Genomic DNA, 20170 nt, shown 5'->3' with positions numbered 1-20170 from the left:
CTTATGCGATACCTGCTCGTTCGAAGTGCTTCCGGTAGATGCGCTTGCCAATGGCCGCGCCTGCAAGGCCCGACACGAACGCTACCACTACGAGAAGCGGGATGATCCACGGCGACATGAGTCCGGAAAGGGCGTTCGCGTAGTCGGTGCCGTAGTTTGCGGCCTGCTGGGCCAGGAACGAATCGCGCGTGAACACGAACGGCATGAAGTTGCCGATGATCCACATGCCCGTAACGGCATAGGCCAAAGTTGCCGCACGCATGCTCTGGTAGTTGCCCGAACGCAGGATGAGCTCGGCGAGGATGGCGCAGATGATGCAGGTGAACAAGCTGAAATACCCCATCCCCCCTACGAGCATGAAGAGACCCACGAGGGTGAAGAGTATGACGAGCGCGCCAAATTTGTGCACTTTGGCAATGAGGTACATAACGGGGATGCCGCCAAGCAGCGGAACGAGCACGGCTGCGAGCGGAACGAAGATGGGAATGATGGCCAGCATGCCGGGGATGCTGGAGAGAACCACGTAGATGGCCGTGAAGATGCCGATGGTAATGAGGTCCTTCGGCTTGAGTTTTGTATCGGTCTTACTTGCAGATCCGCCTGCCACCGTCTCATTGACTGACATAGTCTACCTTTCCCTTGGGCTGTGATATTTGCGTGACGGGTCATAAAACTTCATTCGTGAAATGAAATGTTATTATAATGACTCGTGTTAGGGTAGCCTAATTAAATCACACTATAGGTAAAACGCAAGTTGATAACGCGTTATCTACCTCCTATTTTTTGCGAAGGGAAGTGCATATGTCAGAAAACAGCACGCAAGACGCCTCTGAAGGCGAGGAGAAGCGGCAGCCCCGCTCATCTTCGTCTCGCAAGGCGCGCACGCGCGATACGCGCGGGTGGTTCAAGACGCTCATGTCGTTTGCCAGCCGCTGTCGGGGTCGCATGATTTTGGCCGAGATCCTCTCCATTATCAGCGTGTTTTCGGGTCTCGTTCCGTTCTATTCCATTTACCGCATCATCGGCGAAGCGACGTCAGTTGCCTCGCCTGCGGAAATGTCCTGGGATGTCGTGATGTTCTGGGTGGGCATCGCCATTTTGTTCTATGCCGCCCAGCAGCTGTTCTTTGCTGCCTCCACGGTGAACTCCCACATCAGCGCCTATACCATCCTGGGCAGCCTGCGCGAGGGAATCGCCACGAAGCTCATGAACGCCTCGCTGGGCACGGCGCGATCGAAGAGCATCGGCAACTTGAAGAACCTGGTTATCGACCGCATCGAACAAATCGAGATCCCGCTCGCGCACTTCATTCCCGAGCTTTCCGCGAATCTGCTTTTGGCCTTGGCCATCGTGGTGTGGTTCGTCGTCATCGACTGGCGCCTGGCGCTTGCCTGCATCGTTACGGTGCCCATTGGCCTGCTCGTGCTCACGCTGGGCATGCAGGGCTATTACAAGATGTACGACGGCTACATGGACGAGCAAGACCGTGTGAACTCGGTTGTCGTGGAATACATCGAGGGCATTCACGTGGTGAAGGCATTCAACCAGGCCACCTCTTCGTATGCGAAGTTTTCTAGCGCGGTTACGGGCTTTTTGTCCTACACGCTCGAATGGATGCGCACGTCGTGGGTGGCAACGAGTCTTGCGATGTCCGTGCTGCCCACCACGCTGCTTGGCGTGGTTCCCGTGGGCATTGCCCTCTATTTGGGCGGCGATATCGATCCCGCTTCGTTTGGCCTTGCGTGCGTGCTCGCCATTGCCGTCGTCACGCCCGTAACGTATTTGGGCAAGGCGTTCAACGACATTAACCTCGTGGCGTATTGCATCACCGATGCGCGCGAGTTCCTGGAACTGCCCGAGCTTGCCCAGGGCGACCAGCCCATTGCGGTTGCGGATTATGGCGTGGAGATTTCCGATGCGCGCTTCTCGTATACCAATGGCGTGGAAGTGCTGCATGGGGTCGACCTGTCGGTTCCCACGGGTAGCTTCACCGCGTTGGTGGGCCCCAGTGGTTCAGGCAAGTCCACCATTGCGCGTCTGATCATGCGCCATTGGGACGTCGATTCGGGTTCCGTGAGCATTGGCGGGGTAGACGTGCGCAAGATGCCGCTTTCCCAGCTTTCCAGCTTGGTGAGCGTGGTTTCGCAGGACGACTTCCTGCTTGATGGCACGCTGCGCGAGAACGTGGCCATGGGTCGCCCCGGTGCATCCGACGAGGAAATCGATGCGGCATGCCGTGCGGCCAGCTGCGAGGAATTCATCGAGCGCCTGCCCAAGGGATGGGATACTCCCGCAGGTGAGGCGGGCCATGCCCTTTCGGGTGGCGAACGTCAGCGCATCTGCATTGCCCGTGCCATCCTGAAGGATGCGCCCATCGTGGTCTTCGACGAGGCGACCGCCTTCGCCGATCCCGAAAACGAAGCGCGCATCCAGCGCTCCGTGGCCCGTTTGTCGGAGGGCAAGACACTCATCGTCATCGCTCATCGCCTTTCCACCATTACCGCTGCCGATTGCATCTGCGTCGTGAACGACGGGCAAATCGTGGCGCGTGGCACGCACGACGAACTGCTTGCGCAAAACGACCTGTATGCGTCCATGTGGAAGGCCCACATTGGTGCGGCCGATTGGGCTGCGGGTTCCCATGCCGGGGAAGCCGCCGCTTTGGAAGGGGGTGATGCGCGATGATTCGTGCATACCGAAGGATCATTGCCTGGGTTTCCACCCTGAAGGGTCGCGTATACGCTGGGTTCGTATTGTCCATCTTCTCCGCCATCGCCACGGCTATGCCCATCTTCCTAGCGGCATGGGTGCTTGGCCAGCTTGCCGCCGACATGCGTGGTGAAACCCAACTCGACGGTTCGTTCGTATGGCTGGCGCTCGGCGTTATCGTCATCTGCGTTCTCGTGCGTGCGGTTTTCACGTACGCGAAGGCGCGCTGCCAGGATTCCGTGGGCTACGAAACGGCCGCGCAGATGCGTCTTTCCGTGGGCGACGTGCTCAAGCGCGTTCCGCTTGGCTATTTCCAGCAGGTGAAGACGGGCGATATTCTTTCCGTGGTTACCACCAACCTGAACATGATGGAGCTCGAGGCCGTACGTCAGGTGGATGCGGCGCTGGGGGCCTACGTATCGGCTGCCATCATCATCCTATGGCTTCTGGTTACGTGCCCTCTTGCCGGCATTATCGCCATCTGCGCCATTGCCCTCGTATCGCTTACGCTTACCGCGGTGAACAGGGCCAGCGCGAAGAATACGCCCGCTGCGAAGAATGCGACGGAGCGATTGGCGGGTGCCACGGTTGGCCTGTACAACGGCCTGGGCACGGCGAAGTCGTACGGCACGAGCGAAGCCGTACGCCGTCCGTACGACAAGGCGGTTTCGGAGCTTACGAACGCTCGTATCGTCATCGAGAAGTCGTATACGCCGCCTAACATCACCCACAACTTCATCCTGCAGGCTTCTTCCGCCATTCTTCTGGTGGCGGTGTGCGCAGCATTCGTTGCGGGCCAGCTTCAGCTGTGGGAGTTCATAGCCATCGCGTTCCTCTCCACGACTATCTTTGCGCCGCTTATGCGCCTGACTGACGCTGCCCACCTGTTTGCCGAGTTCAATGATTCGCTCGATCGCCTGGAAGCTATCGAGAACGCCAAGTTCATCGACGAGGACGGCTCCGACGTGCAGATCGATTCGTATGGCATCGAGTTCGAGGACGTGCACTTCGGCTATAGCGACCGCGAAATTCTGCATGGCATCTCGTTCGACATTCCGCAGGGCACCACCACGGCCATCGTGGGTCCCAGCGGTTCGGGCAAGACGACGATATCGAACCTCATGGCGCGCTTCTACGATGTGTCGTCGGGTTGCGTGCGCGTGGGTGGCCATGACGTACGCGAGTTCACGGTTGACAGCCTGCTCTCGCACTTCTCCATGGTGTTCCAGAACGTGTACCTGTTCAACGACACCATCGAGGCGAATATCGCCTTCGGCACGGCCAACGCCACGCACGAAATGGTTGTCGAGGCAGCCAAGCGTGCTCGATGCCACGACTTCATCATGGCGTTGCCCGATGGCTATCAGACGGTTGTTGGGGCTGGTGGTTCCACGCTTTCGGGTGGCGAGCGCCAGCGCATCTCCATTGCCCGTGCCTTGCTGAAGGATGCTCCCATCGTCATTCTGGACGAGGCGACTGCCTCCATCGACCCGGAAAACGAGCGCCTCGTGCAGCAGGCTCTTTCCGAGCTCACGCGTGGCAAGACGGTCGTGGTTATTGCTCATCGCCTGGCCACGGTAGAAAATGCCGATCAGATCCTGGTTATCGACGCTGGCAACCTCACGCAGCGTGGCACCCATGCCGAGCTGGTTGCGCAGGAAGGCACGTATCGCAATTTCGTGCAGACGCGCGCCGAAGCGGAAGGATGGCGCCTGGGGTAGGGCGTTATCGCGCAAGAACAAGGAAGCCTGGCGCGCGTTGTGCGGCCAGGCTTCTTTTTGCTTGCTTGCCGTGCGTGCTATGCGAGCGCGTGGGGAACGGTGCTTCCTCCGTGGGGCATGACCAGTACGCTGGCCTCTTCGCCCATCTTCGCCACGGCAGCCGCATACGCTTCCTCCAGCGTGGGGAAGGGCGTGAAGAAGCAATCGCGCGCAAGTTCCTCGGGAAGGTCGCTTACCAGGTACACGTCGGCCATAAGCTGGATTTTCGCCACAGCTGCGGCCTTGTGTCCGCCCAGGGCGAACGTTGCTTGCAGGTGCTCCAGAACATCGGCTGGCGTTTTTGCCTCATGCATCCACGCTTGGAACGTGGCGTTTCCCAGGCCTTCGTTGCAGCGCCCCACCAAAATGATCACGCCGCCTTCGCGTACGGCGTACTTTGCGTTGTCCAGGGCCTTCTGCGTCTGATAGAGGTTGAGGTCCTTGGGCGCTCCGCCTTGCGAATCGATGACGATGTCGGCGCGGTGAGGAATGTCGATGCGGTAGAGCGTATCCAGGAATGCGCAGCCCTGTCGATGGGCGGCAACGGGATTGCCAGCGAAAGCGCGGATGATGCGCTTGTCTTCGTCGAGCACCACGTTGACGATGAAGTCGCAGCCCACGATGGCGCCGGCTTCCTCGATGTCCCTGCGCACGGGGTTGTCTTCCAGATTGCCGGCGCACGAGCGCGCATCGACGATCATGGCGTGGTTGTTCGCGATGGCGCTGCTGGTGGATACGCCGGGCATGATGGCCTTTACGCCGCCGGAGTAGCCCGCAAAATAGTGGTATTCGATGTTACCCATGCAGATGACGCGGTCGGCGCGTGCAACGGTGCTGTTCACTTCCACAGGGGTGCCAGCCGCGGTCGTGCCCAGGGTTACGAATTCCTCTGCGGAAGAGTCGATGCAGCGAATCTCGTTCCAGCCGCGTTCCCCGGCGAGACGCCGCTGCTCCTCTTCGGTTTGCGTGCGATGGCTTCCCAGGCCGAATACGAGCGTGATGTCTTCGGGGCGCACGCCGCCTCGATAGAGCTCGTCGAGCACCGCGGGCAGTACCTCGGGTGTGGGCATGGGCCGGGTTATGTCGCTCGTGATGATGGCAACCGTTTCGCCGGGCTTCACGATCTGGGATAGCGAGGCGCTTTCGATGGGCTCGCGAAGCGCGCGTTCGACTTCTGCGCTGCCCGTGAGGGATACGTCCACGTCGTTTGCGGCGAGGATTCCCATGAGGTTCTGATCGGGCACTTCGCATTTCTGCGAGCCTTTTCCGTAACCCACTTCGACGATCATTCGGTTCCTTTCGGCATTATGAGGGCATGAAAAGGGCCCGGCGAAACGCGCGGGCCCATACGGTTGCTAGTTGGTAGCGGTTCCAAGGCCGCCGTCGAGGCCGTCTGCGGGAACGACGATGCGAACGCGATAGATGTTCGGGATGGCTCGTAGCGCATCAACGGTTTCCTGATCGAGTTCGTTGTCGATATCGACCAACGTGTAGGCGTGCTCGTTTGCCGGCACGCTCATCATGCGCGCAATGTTTACGTTGCGCGAAGCGAGTTCATTGGTGATCTGGCTAATCATACTGGGTACGTTCGCATGCAAGAAGGCGACGCGTCCGGTGCAGGTGCAGGGGCCCATGTCGCAATCGGAGTAATTAACCGAATTGCGGATGATGCCATGGTTGAGGTAATCCTTCATGGAGGCGATGGCCATGTGCGCGCAGTTCTCTTCGGCTTCGCGCGTGCAGGCGCCCATGTGAGGCGTCACGATGACGTTCTTCATCTTCATGACCTCGGGGTTGGCGAAGTCGGTGATGTACAGGCCCAGCTGACCGCTTTCCAGCGCGGCGGCAACGTCGGCTTCGTTCACGATGGTGTCGCGGGCGTAGTTGATGAGCATGGCGCCCGGGTTCAGCAGGTTCAGCTGCTCGGCGCCAATCATCTGCAGGGTGTCTTCCTTCGAGGGCACGTGCAGGGTCAGGTAGTCGCAGCCCTTGCACATCTCGTTCAGGTCGGCATCGCGGATGACGCGGTGGGAGAGCTCGTAGGCGTGCTGCACCGAGATGTAGGGGTCGTAGCCATGGACTTCCATGCCAAGCGCGACCAGGGCGTTGGCTACCTTCGAGCCAACGGCGCCCGTGCCAACTACGCCTACCTTGCGACCGATGGCCTCGTGGCCTACGAATGCCTTCTTGGCCTTTTCGGCGCCCTTCGCCACATCGGCGTCTTGCGCATGGTCGAGCACCCACTGCTCACCGCCGCGCGTGTTGCGCGAGTTGAGCATGATCTGGCCAACGACCAGTTCCTTTACGGCGTTCGAGTTGGCACCAGGGGCGTTGAAGACCACGATACCCTCTTTAGCGCAGCGGTCGAGGGGGATGTTGTTGAAGCCAGCTCCAGAACGGGCGATGCAGCGCAGTGAAGCAGGGAACTCCATCTCGTGAAGACTACTCGCGCGCACCAGGATGGCATCGGCCTGTTCCAGGTTGTTGGTTCCCTGGTAGCCATCTCCCAAGTCGGGCGTGCTATCGCGCGTGATGCCGTTTGCAATGTTGTCGACGATCTTTACGTAGCGCATACATTCCCTTTCTTTCTTCTACCCGTATACACTCTTCGGGGTTCAGAACAGGATACCCTAACTGCGTTGTATTGCCAGGAAACTCACGCTAACTGCACTCCATTGCATTAAAGCGTCTTGGGTGTAACCCAATTGGATTATGTGCAACCGATGGGCTCTTCGTGCAGCGCTGTCGTATACTGGTGTGGGGGGTCGTGAATAGAGTGTTGCGCATGCTACCATGGCGGCGCAAGAACGATGACTAAGGGAGAACGCACTATGAAACGAACCCTCGCCCTGTTGGCCACCGTATGTCTTTTAGCGTGTTTGGCGGTCTCGTCTACCGCCTATGCTGCCGAAGTCGTAACGGGATCCGAAAGTGCCGACGAATCGTCGTACGAGACGATTGACACGGATGACTACACGCCCCAGGCCCTGGCGGAAGATACGAGCGATCCGCTCTCTTCGCTTAGCCTGCAGTCCACATCGGGCAGTATTACGTACCTTTCCATCTCTATTGAACAAATGGCTTCCCTCGAGTATGCGAAGGGCACCAACAAGTATGGTGGCTCTACCGCCACGTACAGCCAGATTCTGAATGCGCTCAACCCCAATAGCGTGAGCCTTTCCGAGTTCGCCGACATTACCGTTGCCTCGGGGCTTACGGCATCCCAGATCGATGCATTCATCGACTCGACTTCGAATGGCCGTTCCGGCACGTTGCATGGCATGGGGTACGCCTTTATCAAGGCCGAGCAGATGTATGGCGTAAGTGCCGCCTATTTGGTGGCGCATGCCGTTTTGGAGTCGGGGTGGGGAACTTCCACGCTGGCGCGAGGCTATTACTATGATGGCACCATCGATATCGAAGGTACGACCTATGCTGCGGGAACGTATTACAACTTCTTCGGCATTGGCGCGTACGACAGCAGCCCGCTTTCGGGCGGTCGTAGCATGGCGGTTCAGAATGGCTGGAACTCTCCCGAGGCTGCCATTCTGGGTGGCGCAAAGTGGATTTCCACTCGTTATGTGCATCGCGTGTACGATTCCTATGCCGCTTCCACCATCTACAACATGCGCTGGGATTACAACAGGGCAAATGACTATGGTTGCTCTTCTGGTTCCGCGTGGCACGAGTACGCAACCGACGTTCAGTGGCCGGAATCCATCGCCAACCTTATGGATTCGGTATACGCGAAGAACAACGTAGAGCCCTCGTACGCCTACATCATTCCGTGCTATTCCGGTTCCTCGGTTCCCAGCCTCAATGGGGTGGCTATGTATCGCCTGTACAACCCCAACGGCGGCGAGCATTTCTACACCTCGAGCGTTGTCGAGCGCAGCAATCTGGTGAGCCTGGGCTGGCAGCAGGAGGGCATTGGCTGGATTGCTCCCAATAGCTCCTCTACGCCCGTCTATCGTCTCTACAACCCCAATGGCGGCGATCACCATTACACCCTGAGCGCCGAGGAGCGCGATGGTCTGGTCGAGCTAGGCTGGCGCTACGAGGGCATCGGCTGGTATAGCGATGACTCCAAATCCGTGCCGCTGTATCGCCAGTACAACCCAAACGCAACGTCGGGTTCGCATAACTTCACCACGAGCGCCGAGGAGCGAGATTGGCTGGTTTCTCTGGGTTGGAACGACGAGGGAATTGCCTGGTACGGTATTAGTTAGCAGGTGCTTCCCTCAATTGAATTCGTAGCCTGAACACCCATCTAGGTTAATGTTGCAGTAGGGGCGGGTGCAAGCCCCGCCGCATGCGAGGTGCGCGCTTTGCGCCGAATGCAGGGTCGTCATGCTGTGCTTCAAGTGCACGTCGGGCGCCGCCTCGTGCAAGCGGTGCCCCCAAGTGGATGTGGTAGCGTAAAAGTCGACACTTGAAAATGTCTTGCCAAAGACACCCCCAGGAAGCGGCGGTATGACCCGTGCGGCAATCGAGCATGCGAACAGTGCCCTCTCCCGGGCCGGGCACGCGTACATGTCGAACTTGCCTCAAGTGCGAATGCACGCCAACCTGCTCGAGAACCTCGGCGTCACTGCCGTCCCGCCAGACGGCGACGTGATGAAGCTGGGCCTGTTCGAGCTGCAACGATAGCAATCCTAGCCTAACTGAGGGCCGAGATAAGGAGACATACGAGGCATCTCGAAGCGTCCAGACTGCTTTTGCAAAACTTCGCTGGGGTTGGCGTGAACATGCCCCGATGCGTCAGCCGTCCAGAAGGTGGTTACAAGATGCCGCGAAAACGTCCTTTAAAAGCATAAATTGTAAGTAATCTGGCCATTCTCTGGTACTTGCGCCTTGAGGGGATGCGGAAATAAGGCAGCTGTCCAACTTGCTGTTGTAGTGTCCAGTTTGCTTTTGCAATCAAGAAGAATACGATCCGCAACTAATAGTTGACGAAAGAATAAATATTCTGTATTGACTATATCCTTAAACCAGAATAATCTTGCTGAAAGAGGGAGTTTGGCAGAATACCCTGTTTCCGTTATTGCGTCGGGTATTTGCTCAATAGTGAGGGTGGCGATTATGTATACGTATAGACCAAATGGTGTGTGTTGCTACGCCATAGATATTGAGCTTAAGGGAGATGTAGTTAAGGTCGTCAAGTTTCATGGCGGCTGTGACGGTAACCTTAATGCTGTTTCGAAACTTATCGAGGGTCTTTCCGTCGATCATGTTTGTAGTCTGCTTGAAGGTAATACGTGCCATCGTCACGATGAAACCTCGTGTTGCGATCAACTTACGAAAGCTCTCCGTTCTGCGCAAGTCCAACTTTAAATCCATTATTTGAATTAATCGAAATAATTATGCGGTTAAAAGCTCTTGGGGAGAATGCGGATTAGAGCTTGATTCTCTGTCAATGACGTTTAATTGGGAATGAAACATTTCGTACTTGTAATAGGGGGGTCTGATGGGAATTGCTGTGAGAAGCTCTTCAAGGGATTTTTCTCGCCGTAGGTTTGCGCAGATGGCGTCTGTTGGATTGCTCTCTACGCTTACTTTGGGGCTCCCGGATTTGGCTGCGGCCCAAGGAGCTCATCGAGGGTTCACGGATTCGCTTGGTAGAGTGGTGAAGGTCTCAAGCCAGGTTAAGAGTGTAATGCCTCTCGGCGACATCGCTCAGTGTCTAGTTTGCACGCTATGTCCTGATGCTCTTGCTTCCGTTGTTTCGGAGATTGATGATTCAGATGGACATGAATGGCGTAAGACGAGCATAGGGGGAATCGCACAGCTGCCAAATACTGGTGGAGGCGCCAAAAGCGGAGTAGATGTAGAACCCCAATCGGCTATAGTTGTAGGTGCGGATGTCATGCTCGATGCGGGGATTCCTAGGGATGGTCTTTGCGACGAGCTCGATTCACTGCAGAATCATGGGGAAATACCTTGCGTATTTCTGGATACGTCTTTTGGAAACCTTTCGCGAGCGTTTCGTTTGCTTGGTGAATTACTGAACCGGCAACAACGCGCAGAGGAGCTTGCGAGCTTTGTCGAGAGTGCTATGGCTCGAGTGGAAGCGCTTAGGCGGAGAATCGACAACCCTTGCTCGATTTTTTACGCTCCAAGGCGATTGGGCCTTGAGGTGAAGAGCAGCGTTAGCGTCCAAATTGATGCAATTTCGTATATTGGTGCGCGGCCGGTTGTTGCGCCGTATGATTTCACTACTAGAAGCGTCGATTTTGGTAAGTTAAATTCAGCGAATCCAAATCTTATTGTCTTTGATGACACGAGTTCCCTCGCTTCTCTTATTGTGCGCGAAGGTACCGCATGGGATGTATGGCGAAATGTCAAAGCGGTTTCGGATCGTAGATTTGCCGTTTCGCCAGCTCTTTTTTATAGCTGGTTTGGTTCTTTGGTGCATGTCCAATCTATTGGAATACTGTGGTTGGCGAGCATCGTGTGGCCCTCTCAATGCAACTATGATGTAAGAACTCTAGCGGCAGATTTCTATCGACTTTTCTATGGCTACGAATCAGACGAGGGTGAGATTGAAAAGCTCATTGGCACATATCGGAAGGGCGGATACCTTGTTGAATGCTAGCACGAAAGCCGCATATGAAACGCCTGCGATTGTCACTTGGACGGCTGCTGAACTCGATAGCGTAGAAGCGTCGATGTCTGGAGGATGGGGAGGGGGAGGTGGCGGAGGCGGTGGCATTGTCGTCCCGCCAATTTCTAATCAACGAAATTATACTTCTGTAAGTTGCGATAGCACTGAGTACACCGATTACGTGTCTGGCTACTATTATCCAAATGTGGATTCGGGCCGCGTTTATTTTGAAGGGCATCGGACATGTTATTTAGCTATGGGAATGCGGGTCGGGTGGAGTGGTCCAATCTGGTCAAATGGTAACTTTAATTACTACTTCACTATTGTTGCCGCATGTGAGGGGGCGGTTATTCCTCAGTCCAATGACTCCGGGGTTGCATTCGCCGATGTCGTCGACAATCTTTCTCTGCAGGTTTCATCTTCTACGCGAGAAGCGAGAATCAATGAAAATACTATTGAGTTTTTTGCAAGTCCCCCTCTTCCAGATGACGTGTCTTCAAATGACATTGATGAATTAAATAATTTAGGCTATGCCTTAGACGCAGTTACGTCTCTCATTACTCTTCCTGCATCTATGCCGGTTGGGGCCGCCTTTGCCATTGGCGACTACGTGCTGTCGAATTATGGGTATACTCTTGGGCAGCTTGCAACTCGTGGATGGTTTATTTCTCATCAAAATGATGTAATGTTCTCCCCTCCTTGGAGGACATATTCTCGTTATCCTTGCGTATCCGCTGGTCTTACATTTGAAGTGAGCTCTCCAGTTGGATGTGATTTTACGCTTAGCATGAACGCTTTCTCAGCTGGAGGAGGCGAGAGCTTCTCTATGGTTAATAAAACTGTTGAGGTCAGCGGAAACGGCAAAGTGAACGTTCTATGAAGGATGCTGAATTATGGCTGGCGAACTTGGAGGGGATTCATGCTTGACGGAAAGCGTGTGTGGCGTCGCGTGCTCTGGGTGTCCATCTTCGCATTAGTTGTGTTTGCTGTAGGATGCAATTCGCTGGTTCGCACCGTTGTCCAGATGTCTTCGGTGCCTCCCCTTTGGGTCGCGACATGTATTGCGGATGGGGTATTTGTAATATTCGTTTCGGCTTTTACCCTTATTACGGCATGGCCTGCTCGTACTTTGTCATTTGCTGACTCGGATCATTTACGGGTTGTTTTTTTCTCGAATGATGCTCGATATAGTATCGGATCTCTATTTGGCGAAATGTTTAAACAGCGGTTCGTGAGAACCCTTGGTTCTGAGCGCGCGTACAAGCTGCGTAGGCGGCTTCTGGTAATCGCGTGCATGACGACTCTCGTTGGTATGTTGACGGCTGCTACGATGATATTCGGCGCTGGCGCAGAGGGGTACTTCCATACGAAGGAGCCCGTGTTGAATTCTCCTGGTATTACATGTGGGCTCCTTATTGTGTATGGGGGACATGCTGTGTGGGCAGCAAAGCGCATTGAAATACTTCGTTTTGCCGCTTCTTTGCCTGATGTCAAGGATGCGAATTGACCTTTCTTTTGACGATATCGATGAGGTAGATGCGGTGCAACGCTCGTTGCTTTTGAAATCGATTAATTCGATTCGACAGTATGATGGAGTGCCATATTTTGATAAGGATTCGAAGTGTCTTTCTGCTTTAGAGCGATTGTTCCCGTGATGGGCATTCGCGCGCCATGGTCAATAATGTAGGGGAGGATAAAGTGGATGAGGGTGAAAGAGGGACTCAAAAGCTTAAGTCGATTAATAGAATCCCAATCCAATTAAGCTCATGTGTTCTCGAACTATTCGTAAGGGATTCATCTATTGCCTTGCTGTTTTCCAAGATTTTTGCGGTTGCTGATATAAAGTCCGATTCTGATTTTGCTCGGCTACGTCAGATTGTCTTGATTGACGGCTTTGGACCTTATGAGCTTTGGGTGAACGGAATTCCTGTAGCTAACGGATTAAATCGCACTGCGGTTTTGACTTTAGCAATGTGTCGCATTGAGAACCTGCTTCTGAGCAATTTGGATGAGTTTGAGTATGTCATGCATGCTTCTTCTGTCTCTTATCGCGGCAGACAGGTTGCTTTCGTGGGCGCTTCTGGCAGCGGAAAGACAAGTATTGCGCTTACCTTCTCCCAATACGGATCGTTTATTGGGGATGAATGTGGCTTTCTTAACGTGACGTTGGGAAGCTTGCGTTATGAACCTTTCCCTTTTCAGTTGAAGGCAACGAACTATGCGCTGTTGGAAAAATATGACGCAAGTCGCATGATCGAGATTGAAGACCCCAATCATGGAAGAGCGTTCTATGTCGCACGTACCGAGGTCGATTGCTACGGTGGTCCAGACTATGGGGAGCTCATTGGGGCAATCGTTTTTCCGAAGTACGATCCTGAAGCTCGAGCAACGACAATCGCCAAAGCTTCATTTAGCAGTTTGCCTATTGGCATTCTCGGGTCGCTATTTGGAAAAGAGCGACCTTCGAGGTCGCTCGCTCGGTTTTTAAATATGAGCAACGCAGGATGCATTTTATTTTTAGACGTACGTTTTTCAGATGTAGACAATGCATCTGCCTGCTTGGATGTATTTCTGACTGAGGAAGGCTGGTGAATGATGTTTCGTTTGGCTGATGGTGTGAGCATGGAGCAAATTAACGGGTCTCTTTTTCTTTCATCTAAAGAAGGCGATATTTCGGGCTTGAACGCTACCGGTTCGGTTTTCTTGGAGTGTCTTCTCGAATTTCAGGATAAAAATGCCGCTGCTGCGATGATTGCGGAGATGTTCGAGACGGACAATCAGGATGTTGACACTGATTGTTTGTGTTTGCTCAACGAACTCATCGATCTTGGCCTTGTTGTTGCTAACTGAGAGGATGAAGGTGGCGATGGTCGTTCTCAAGGAGGAGGTTTCAGAGTGAATCCAGCCATAGAGAGTTGCGAGTTTATAGCGCTTCTTGAACGCGCCTCTGCATTTCATGGCCATATGTGCACTGGTCTATATGTTGGAGTTCGGATGGCTTTGTTTGCGTCTGATTTGCTAGATGCCGATTGGGCGGATGAATCGTTTGTTGTTGAGGTGGAAACTGATCGTTGTCCAGCAGATGGGATCCTCATTGCAACAGGGCTTTCGGTAGGTAGGAAACGATATAAGATTCTCGATTATGGCAAGTGTTCAGCCTCGTTTTACAACACGCGTAGTGGCATGGGGTATCGGATTAGGTTTAGAAGTGAAGCATTCCCATTTTCTCGATTAGATGTTGTAAAGAAATTTTCTTCCGTTTCCGATTCTGACCTTTTTGAAATTAAGAAAGTTGCGAAAAGATTCTCCGATTTCGATTTGCCGGGAAAAATAACTCGGGAGGTAGTTTGCTCTCGATGTGGCGAGATGGTTCAGGATGGTCGTGAGGTATATTTTTCGGGGAGTGCCTATTGCATTCCTTGCGGGGATTATTTTTTGCGAGGAGGCATTCACGATGCTGCCTACTAAAGAGCTTGTCGAGCGCATTCGCGTTTTCGAGGGTTGCACAAGTCAGAATGATTCGTTTGGGATGATGCGAGTAGTCAATCGTCTTTCTGCGTTTGGGGTTTTGCTGCCCTGCAAAGAAGAGCTTAGCTTGATGTCGGGTGTGCTGCAGGATTCGTTCCGTAGGATGATTTACTCTTTTGAGCGTAGAGATCGTCTTTTAATCCAAGCGCTTATCTTGTTTATCGAGGAGGCGCGAAGGCAACATCTGAGATTTGTCGTTATGAAAGGGGCCCCGCAGGCCAAGCGACTATATGGGTCGGAGTTGATGAGATCGTACTCCGATGTCGATATACTTGTGGCTCAAGAAGATTTGCCAAAAGCTGATTATGTGGCGCGTACGTGTGGATTTATGCAGCCAGCTGAGTTTTTTGCTATCAGGAATCACCTTGATGATCTTTCGCAAAGTGAAGTAGAATCGATTCAGGCACCCTACATGCTTCGGCATAGATTTGATGTCGCTCATCTTTCTCCGTATGTCGCGCTTGTGAACGGAACCTGGGTTGGATTGGAGATCCATGACAGGCTATTTGGGGTTGGGCCTTTGGAATCAACCCCCTTTGTTTGGGACACATGCATATGCTCGATTAGCGGATTCGATGTAAATGTCCCTTCCGATGCGCGAATGCTCGCCATGTTGCTCCTTTTTGCTTACGAGGATTCTGAAACGTATTTTTCAAACGCAACGCCTAATTCTTTGGGTTTAAAAATCTACCTCGACCTTGCTCGCGCGATTGAAGTCTGTGGGGTTTCTCTTCTTAACGAAGCTACCTGTTTTCTGTCTGAATGGGGTTTGGATGATTGTGGAAATGCCGTTTTGAGCAATCTGGCGGATCTCCTTCCGTCTTTCAGCGGCATTTACGGCTTGCCTGACTCTAATAAACATTTTCCATGCTATACAGACCGCCTCTTCGATACTGAGTTAAGGAAGGAATCGGCTGAATGTACTTTCCTTGGGAAGTTGCGTGGCTCTGAAGATGAGCTTGTTTTGAAGGATGGTCGTTATGTACATTTCGAATGGCGAAAGAGTATAGCGCCAGGGATTGCTTGTCTTGTTTGTGTCTCGGAAGGTTTTTTACGGTTGAAATGGGAAATCCCCTCCTGTCTCGTAGTGGACATTGCGGGATTCGTATTTCAAGTGAGGCTCTACCCCCTGTTTCAATGCGATATTTCTGAGGTTATGATTGATTTGTTTGTGCGTAATGGTGAGCCCGTATGTCGTGCACGTATTTCACATCATATCTCTCGCAGAAAAAAAGCTAGTTATGACGTGAGTGGCTTTTGTTGTCGATGCTCTATCAATGCTGGGGGCTGCAGCGAAGGGATTAGCGTGGATGTTACGTCGCTACTTTCGACTTTGTTTAGCGTTCAGGTAGAAAGAAAAGACCATTTTGTATCGGATGCAAGCGTTTTTCAGCATGAATGTGGCCGATTGTTTCACGAAAAGTGGAGTGATGGCCTAAGGATCAGCGGCGCTGGGCGTAGAAGTGTGGTGGATCCGGATGTATCGAAGTAATCCCCGTCAGGCGTCTTCATCTTTGTTGCACGAAAGGGGGGTTCGTAACGCTGCCCTGGTTGCCAAGCTACATAGGCGAGGGAGTTTGATTGTTCCGCTTTCGGGGCATTGTATGGAGCCGCTGCTTTTTGCTGGTGATTATGCCGTTATTCAGCAGCCGATCGCTTTGGAGGTTGGGCATTTGTTTCTTGTTGTGCAGGAGAGTGGTGAGCTGGCCCTTCATCGGCTTGTGGCTCTCTACGAGCGGTCTTTATTATTTAAAGGAGACGTGACAGGTTCGTTTGAATGCAGGAGGGCGGAATCGGTAATTGGAAGACTTGTTGGCATTCAATTTCGTGACGGTGGCGAGATTGTTCCATGGCATTACAGTTGGTTCGAAATGAATGTGTTGGTGGCCATCTCGAGGTCTCTTATAGTTCATGAAGGGGATGTAAATCCAATCTGCGGCAAGTCGCGGTGGAGGTTGTTTCGAGGGATTGTTAGGATATGGGGGCGTCGGCGTAGGCGAATCATGGTGGATTCGGCTTTTAGCGGCTAGCTTTATGCCTGCTGCTAGATGAAATATTTCATAATGAGTGCGGTTCGTGCGAATACATCTGTTTTGCCGTTGTCGTATCCTAACCTCGTGTTCCTTCGTTGTGGAAGACTTCTATGTCGTAGAAGAGTGATCAAGGCTTGCGACTGCCGTCTCGACAAGATTGCGCCCTCCTCGCGCCGGTTGTCTGGCCGATAATCTCCCCGTTTGTAGAGGACGATAAGTAGGTGGTGGGTGATGATCGTGCCCTAAAAGTTGGTGTAACGGCCGTTTCGCGGGAGGGATGATCTCGTGAAGGAAATGGTCATCGCCTAGAATCGTCAATTGTCGAAGTTGGCGGATTCGCGAGAAAGGCGATGACCGCAATGGAAAGTTTAGAGCAGATGGGTGTCGTCGTGCCCGAGGTTCCGAGATTTGACGATGGTGTGGTGAACCTGCAGGAGTCGATACGGTTGATGGCCGAGTCCCCGGTGAACGAGATCATGGACGCGCAGGCCGAAGATGCGTGCGCCGACGGCAACTAGCGCAACGGTTACCGCGAGCGCACGCTCGTGACGAGCGTTGGGCCCATCACGCTGAAGGCTTCGAAGCTGCGCATGGGAAGCTGCTTCCCAGAGGACCTGATTGTGCGCTACTCTCGCATCGACCGGGTGGTTAGTCGCCGCGGTTTCCGGGAGGGTGGTCAACAGCGTCAGCGCGCAAGGTGGAGCGGGTGGCGACGGCTATGGACATCGACCGCATGAGCGCCGGCCAGGCGTCTCGCATATGCGAGACGCTCGACGAGATCGCCGAGGACTTGTAGGCCCGCGCATTCGACGAGGTCAGAACGATGTGGCAGCGCAGCGTGGAACGGTGTAGAAAAAACGGCGCAATCGTCAGCTCGAGCAAATCGACAATATGCGGAACGGCTATCGGTGAAGCGCGGGAAAAGCTTGTCAGCCCTCTTCGTGAAGATATATCCACATTTTCGAAAGGGGGTTGACGGCATGGGGGATGACCCGTAATATACTCACTCGCGTTGTGAAACACAGTGAAGCAACGAAGTGCTACTGGGGTATCGTATAATGGTAGTACAGCGGTTTCTGGTACCGTATGTGTGGGTTCGACTCCTGCTACCCCAGCCATATATGGCCCGTTCGTCTAGCGGTTTAGGACATCGCCCTCTCAAGGCGGAGATCACGAGTTCGAATCTCGTACGGGCTACCAAATGTTCGCAGGCCAGGATGTATCTCCTGGCCTGCTTTGTTTTTTCCTGCGGACTGGATGCGCGACAATTCGTGACATCTTTGCGAGCAGCTTCAGAGTGTTGCTCTTCTCGCTTCCTCTTTGCCGTCCGTTGGTGAGGAAGCCTGCCAGCGAACGCTGGGGTACCTAGATGAGGATGCCGTTGCAGTGGTCGATTTCGTGCTGAATTGCCTGCGCGACCCTGCCCTTGAAGGAGCGTTTGATAACCTGCATCGCTTCATCTTGATAGGACACGGTGATGCGTTCGTAGCGGAGTGTTTCCCGTTCCCCTGGGAGCGATAGGCATCCCTCTGTGGCGTTGTATGGTTGCTTGCAATCGACGATTTCCGGGTTGAGCATCGTAAGGATGTTGCCTGCCTCGTCCAGGACGGCGATGATTCGCTTGCGTTCCCCGATCATGTTGGCTGCCATGCCAACGCATGTTGCGTGGTGCGCCTTTAGCGTTTCGGCCAGATCGCGTGCCGTGGCAATGTCTGCTGCCGTAGCCTCAACGCTCGGTTGTTTTAGGAAGAACTGCTTGTCCATAATGGGCCGAATCATACTGCCTCGCTTTCTCATATGCTCTAGTGTACAGCGAGGGCTTGCGGTTTCGCGCATTTTGCGGTTACGCGGGAATGTGGTGGGGGATGGCGGAATGGTGTGCAAAGTGAAACGGGGAGGGCCAATGGCTCCTCCCCGTCACGTGCGTTAGGCGATGGCCAGGGGCAATGCGTAGAGAAGTAGCGCGATGAGCGCTGCTGCTATCGAGATGACGGTCCAGAGCTTGAATTCTCGGTCCATCTTGGCGCGTTCCTCGGGCTCGGGTTCGGCGGGAGCCTTGTCCGGAATGACAATTTCGCTCTTGCCGTAAATGCTCTGGCAGATGAAGAAGATGACAAGGCCAGCGACGCACCAAATGGCACCCGTAATCATGGCGTCGGATTCGAGTTGCGTCATCATGATGGCATAGATGACGGCGCTTACGATGCCGCCCGCCATCAGACCGCGCACCTTGAAGGGGCGATTCATTTCGGGGTAGCGCACGCGCAGGCCAATGGCCGCGCAGATGCCGATGATGTAGTAGAACAGGTCGGCGAACAGGCTTAGCGAGGCGATGTAATCCAGCGTGTTCGTGCATACGAGCAGGATGGAACCGGCGCCGAGCACGATGATGGATACGAAGGGCGTTTCGTACTTCGGGTGCACCTTCGCGAATACGCGCGGCATGGCCCCATCGCGTGCCATGGTGAACAGGTAGCGCGGCGGCACGGCGATGCTTGCGTTCAGGGTGGAGAAGTCACCGCCGAATGCGATGCCAGCTGCGAGCAGGGCGAGCGGGAGACCCAGGATACCCGCTGTCATCATGCCCTCTGCGTATGGGGCCGACGATTCGGCGATGGCCGCTAGGCTTTCCGTGGGTGCGATTCCTACCAGAAACCACTGAAACAGTGCGTTGACTGCGAAGATGATGAAGGGCGACAGGATGAGCGCGCGAGGAATGTTGATGTGCGGATACTTGATTTCCTCTCCCATGGCGCAGCAGGTTTCGAAGCCTGCGAAGCACCACCAGATGATGGCTACGCATGCGATGAAGCCCATGCCGTCCGTTTGCCCTAGGAAGTCGGGAGCCTGGACGAAATGGGGAAGCGATACGTTCGGGATCATCGTGAGGAACCAGATGAGCGCCACGCCCCAGAAGAAGAACATGAAGGCGTTCTGCAGGCGGCCCGTGATCTTCACGCCGCGGACGTTCGTGATAGTGAATATGGCCAGCGCGATGGCAGCGATAACGGCGTCGGGAATGGGCAGTTCTACGCCGAAGGCGAGGAATACCGTTTTCAGGTAGTAGCTGAAGGCGAGCGATTCGCCGCCGGTTACCGCCACAAGCGAGATGATGAAGTTCCAGCCTGCGAGCATGCCGAAGGGGCGTCCAAGGCCCAGTGAAGCGTATTGGTAGGTTCCGCCTGCGTAGGGAAGGGCTGCGCCCATTTCGCCGTACATGAGGGCGGGAAAGATGCTCACCAGCATGGCGACGAGCGTGGCCAGCACAACCTGCGGACCCATTTGCCCTACGATGTTACCGCCTGTGGTGAAGAGCCCCACGCCAATCACCGTACCCACGGTGATGGTGACGCATTCCTTCATTCCGAATGCGCGCTTCAGATGGGGCTGTGCCTCCGCCTGCGCAATCGCGTCTTTCATGTGCGTTCCTCCGGTTTGCATTCGCTTGTTTCCTGCATATCGTTCGGGGCACGTGTGGCAGCGGCCACCTGCGTCCCTTGGTGCGTCACTATAGCACTACAGCGTGGCAAAGTGTC

Annotated in this window: 19 protein-coding genes and 2 tRNA genes; 16 read left to right on the top strand and 5 right to left on the bottom strand. The window is 54.3% G+C overall.

Annotated elements, in window-relative coordinates:
- Position 1: 1 nt before the first annotated feature.
- Entirely contained in the window at positions 2-625 is a 624-nt protein-coding gene (locus E7002_RS01280; RefSeq protein WP_303727116.1) for an MptD family putative ECF transporter S component, read from the bottom strand.
- 176 nt (positions 626-801) lie between these two features.
- Between E7002_RS01280 and E7002_RS01275 the strand changes: the two genes are divergently transcribed.
- Together E7002_RS01275 and E7002_RS01270 are read left to right on the top strand one after the other, a co-directional pair.
- Positions 802-2685, top strand: a complete 1884-nt coding sequence (locus tag E7002_RS01275) for an ABC transporter ATP-binding protein (protein ID WP_303727115.1) — start codon at positions 802-804, stop codon at positions 2683-2685.
- Positions 2682-4430, top strand: coding sequence for an ABC transporter ATP-binding protein (locus E7002_RS01270; protein ID WP_303727114.1), 1749 nt, complete (start codon positions 2682-2684; stop codon positions 4428-4430). Before E7002_RS01275 ends, E7002_RS01270 begins: the two co-directional genes overlap by 4 nt.
- A gap of 77 nt (positions 4431-4507) precedes the next feature.
- On the opposite strand, the gene larA is transcribed toward E7002_RS01270, so the two are convergent.
- Both larA and E7002_RS01260 read right to left on the bottom strand, forming a co-directional pair.
- A complete protein-coding gene (gene larA, locus E7002_RS01265) occupies positions 4508-5758 on the bottom strand; it encodes a nickel-dependent lactate racemase (RefSeq protein ID WP_303727113.1) in 1251 nt (416 codons plus the stop codon).
- Between the two features lie 66 nt (positions 5759-5824).
- Positions 5825-7042, bottom strand: coding sequence for a 3-phosphoglycerate dehydrogenase family protein (locus E7002_RS01260; RefSeq protein ID WP_303727112.1), 1218 nt, complete (start codon positions 7040-7042; stop codon positions 5825-5827).
- Between the two features lie 258 nt (positions 7043-7300).
- Here E7002_RS01260 and E7002_RS01255 point away from each other — a divergent pair, with 258 nt between their 5' ends.
- The 14 genes from E7002_RS01255 (at position 7301) to E7002_RS01190 (ending at position 17834) form a co-directional block, all read left to right on the top strand.
- Complete coding sequence (locus E7002_RS01255) at positions 7301-8698, top strand: glucosaminidase domain-containing protein (RefSeq protein ID WP_303727111.1); 1398 nt, start codon at positions 7301-7303, stop codon at positions 8696-8698.
- 244 nt (positions 8699-8942) lie between these two features.
- Positions 8943-9119, top strand: a complete 177-nt coding sequence (locus E7002_RS01250) for a hypothetical protein (RefSeq protein WP_303727110.1) — start codon at positions 8943-8945, stop codon at positions 9117-9119.
- A 432-nt stretch (positions 9120-9551) separates the two neighbouring features.
- Positions 9552-9803 (top strand): TIGR03905 family TSCPD domain-containing protein, encoded by a 252-nt coding sequence (locus E7002_RS01245; RefSeq protein ID WP_303727429.1) that lies wholly within the window; start codon positions 9552-9554, stop codon positions 9801-9803.
- Positions 9804-9936: 133 nt separating this feature from the next.
- Positions 9937-11064: an ABC transporter substrate-binding protein gene (locus tag E7002_RS01240; protein WP_303727109.1), complete on the top strand. Its 1128-nt coding sequence runs from the start codon at positions 9937-9939 to the stop codon at positions 11062-11064.
- Positions 11051-11953, top strand: coding sequence for a hypothetical protein (locus tag E7002_RS01235; RefSeq protein WP_303727108.1), 903 nt, complete (start codon positions 11051-11053; stop codon positions 11951-11953). Before E7002_RS01240 ends, E7002_RS01235 begins: the two co-directional genes overlap by 14 nt.
- A 791-nt stretch (positions 11954-12744) precedes the next feature.
- Positions 12745-13665, top strand: a complete 921-nt coding sequence (locus E7002_RS01230; RefSeq protein WP_303727107.1) for a hypothetical protein — start codon at positions 12745-12747, stop codon at positions 13663-13665.
- Positions 13666-13923, top strand: a complete 258-nt coding sequence (locus E7002_RS01225; protein ID WP_303727106.1) for a PqqD family protein — start codon at positions 13666-13668, stop codon at positions 13921-13923.
- A 45-nt stretch (positions 13924-13968) separates the two neighbouring features.
- Positions 13969-14541, top strand: a complete 573-nt coding sequence (locus tag E7002_RS01220) for an FmdE family protein (RefSeq protein WP_303727105.1) — start codon at positions 13969-13971, stop codon at positions 14539-14541.
- Entirely contained in the window at positions 14528-16093 is a 1566-nt protein-coding gene (locus tag E7002_RS01215) for a nucleotidyltransferase family protein (RefSeq protein ID WP_303727104.1), read from the top strand. Before E7002_RS01220 ends, E7002_RS01215 begins: the two co-directional genes overlap by 14 nt.
- 112 nt (positions 16094-16205) lie before the next feature.
- Positions 16206-16631: a hypothetical protein gene (locus tag E7002_RS01210; RefSeq protein ID WP_303727103.1), complete on the top strand. Its 426-nt coding sequence runs from the start codon at positions 16206-16208 to the stop codon at positions 16629-16631.
- Between the two features lie 362 nt (positions 16632-16993).
- Positions 16994-17152 (top strand): hypothetical protein, encoded by a 159-nt coding sequence (locus E7002_RS01205; protein ID WP_303727102.1) that lies wholly within the window; start codon positions 16994-16996, stop codon positions 17150-17152.
- 27 nt (positions 17153-17179) lie between these two features.
- Positions 17180-17371: a hypothetical protein gene (locus E7002_RS01200; protein WP_303727101.1), complete on the top strand. Its 192-nt coding sequence runs from the start codon at positions 17180-17182 to the stop codon at positions 17369-17371.
- A gap of 307 nt (positions 17372-17678) precedes the next feature.
- A tRNA-Gln gene (locus E7002_RS01195) sits at positions 17679-17752 on the top strand.
- 5 nt (positions 17753-17757) lie between these two features.
- A tRNA-Glu gene (locus tag E7002_RS01190) sits at positions 17758-17834 on the top strand.
- Positions 17835-17999: 165 nt separating this feature from the next.
- Here E7002_RS01190 and E7002_RS01185 read toward each other — a convergent pair.
- Together E7002_RS01185 and E7002_RS01180 are read right to left on the bottom strand one after the other, a co-directional pair.
- On the bottom strand, positions 18000-18413 hold the full coding sequence (locus tag E7002_RS01185) for a peptide deformylase (protein ID WP_303727100.1): 414 nt from the start codon (positions 18411-18413) through the stop codon (positions 18000-18002).
- 147 nt (positions 18414-18560) lie between these two features.
- Positions 18561-20054 carry an APC family permease gene (locus E7002_RS01180; RefSeq protein WP_303727099.1) on the bottom strand — a complete coding sequence of 498 codons (1494 nt, stop codon included), beginning with the start codon at positions 20052-20054 and terminating at the stop codon, positions 18561-18563.
- Positions 20055-20170: the final 116 nt, after the last annotated feature.

Origin of the sequence: Denitrobacterium detoxificans (genome assembly GCF_015062615.1) — a bacterium.
GTDB lineage: Bacteria > Actinomycetota > Coriobacteriia > Coriobacteriales > Eggerthellaceae > Denitrobacterium > Denitrobacterium detoxificans_A.
The sequence above is the reverse complement of the archived record's forward strand: the minus strand, read 5'-3'. Positions and strand labels throughout refer to the sequence as shown.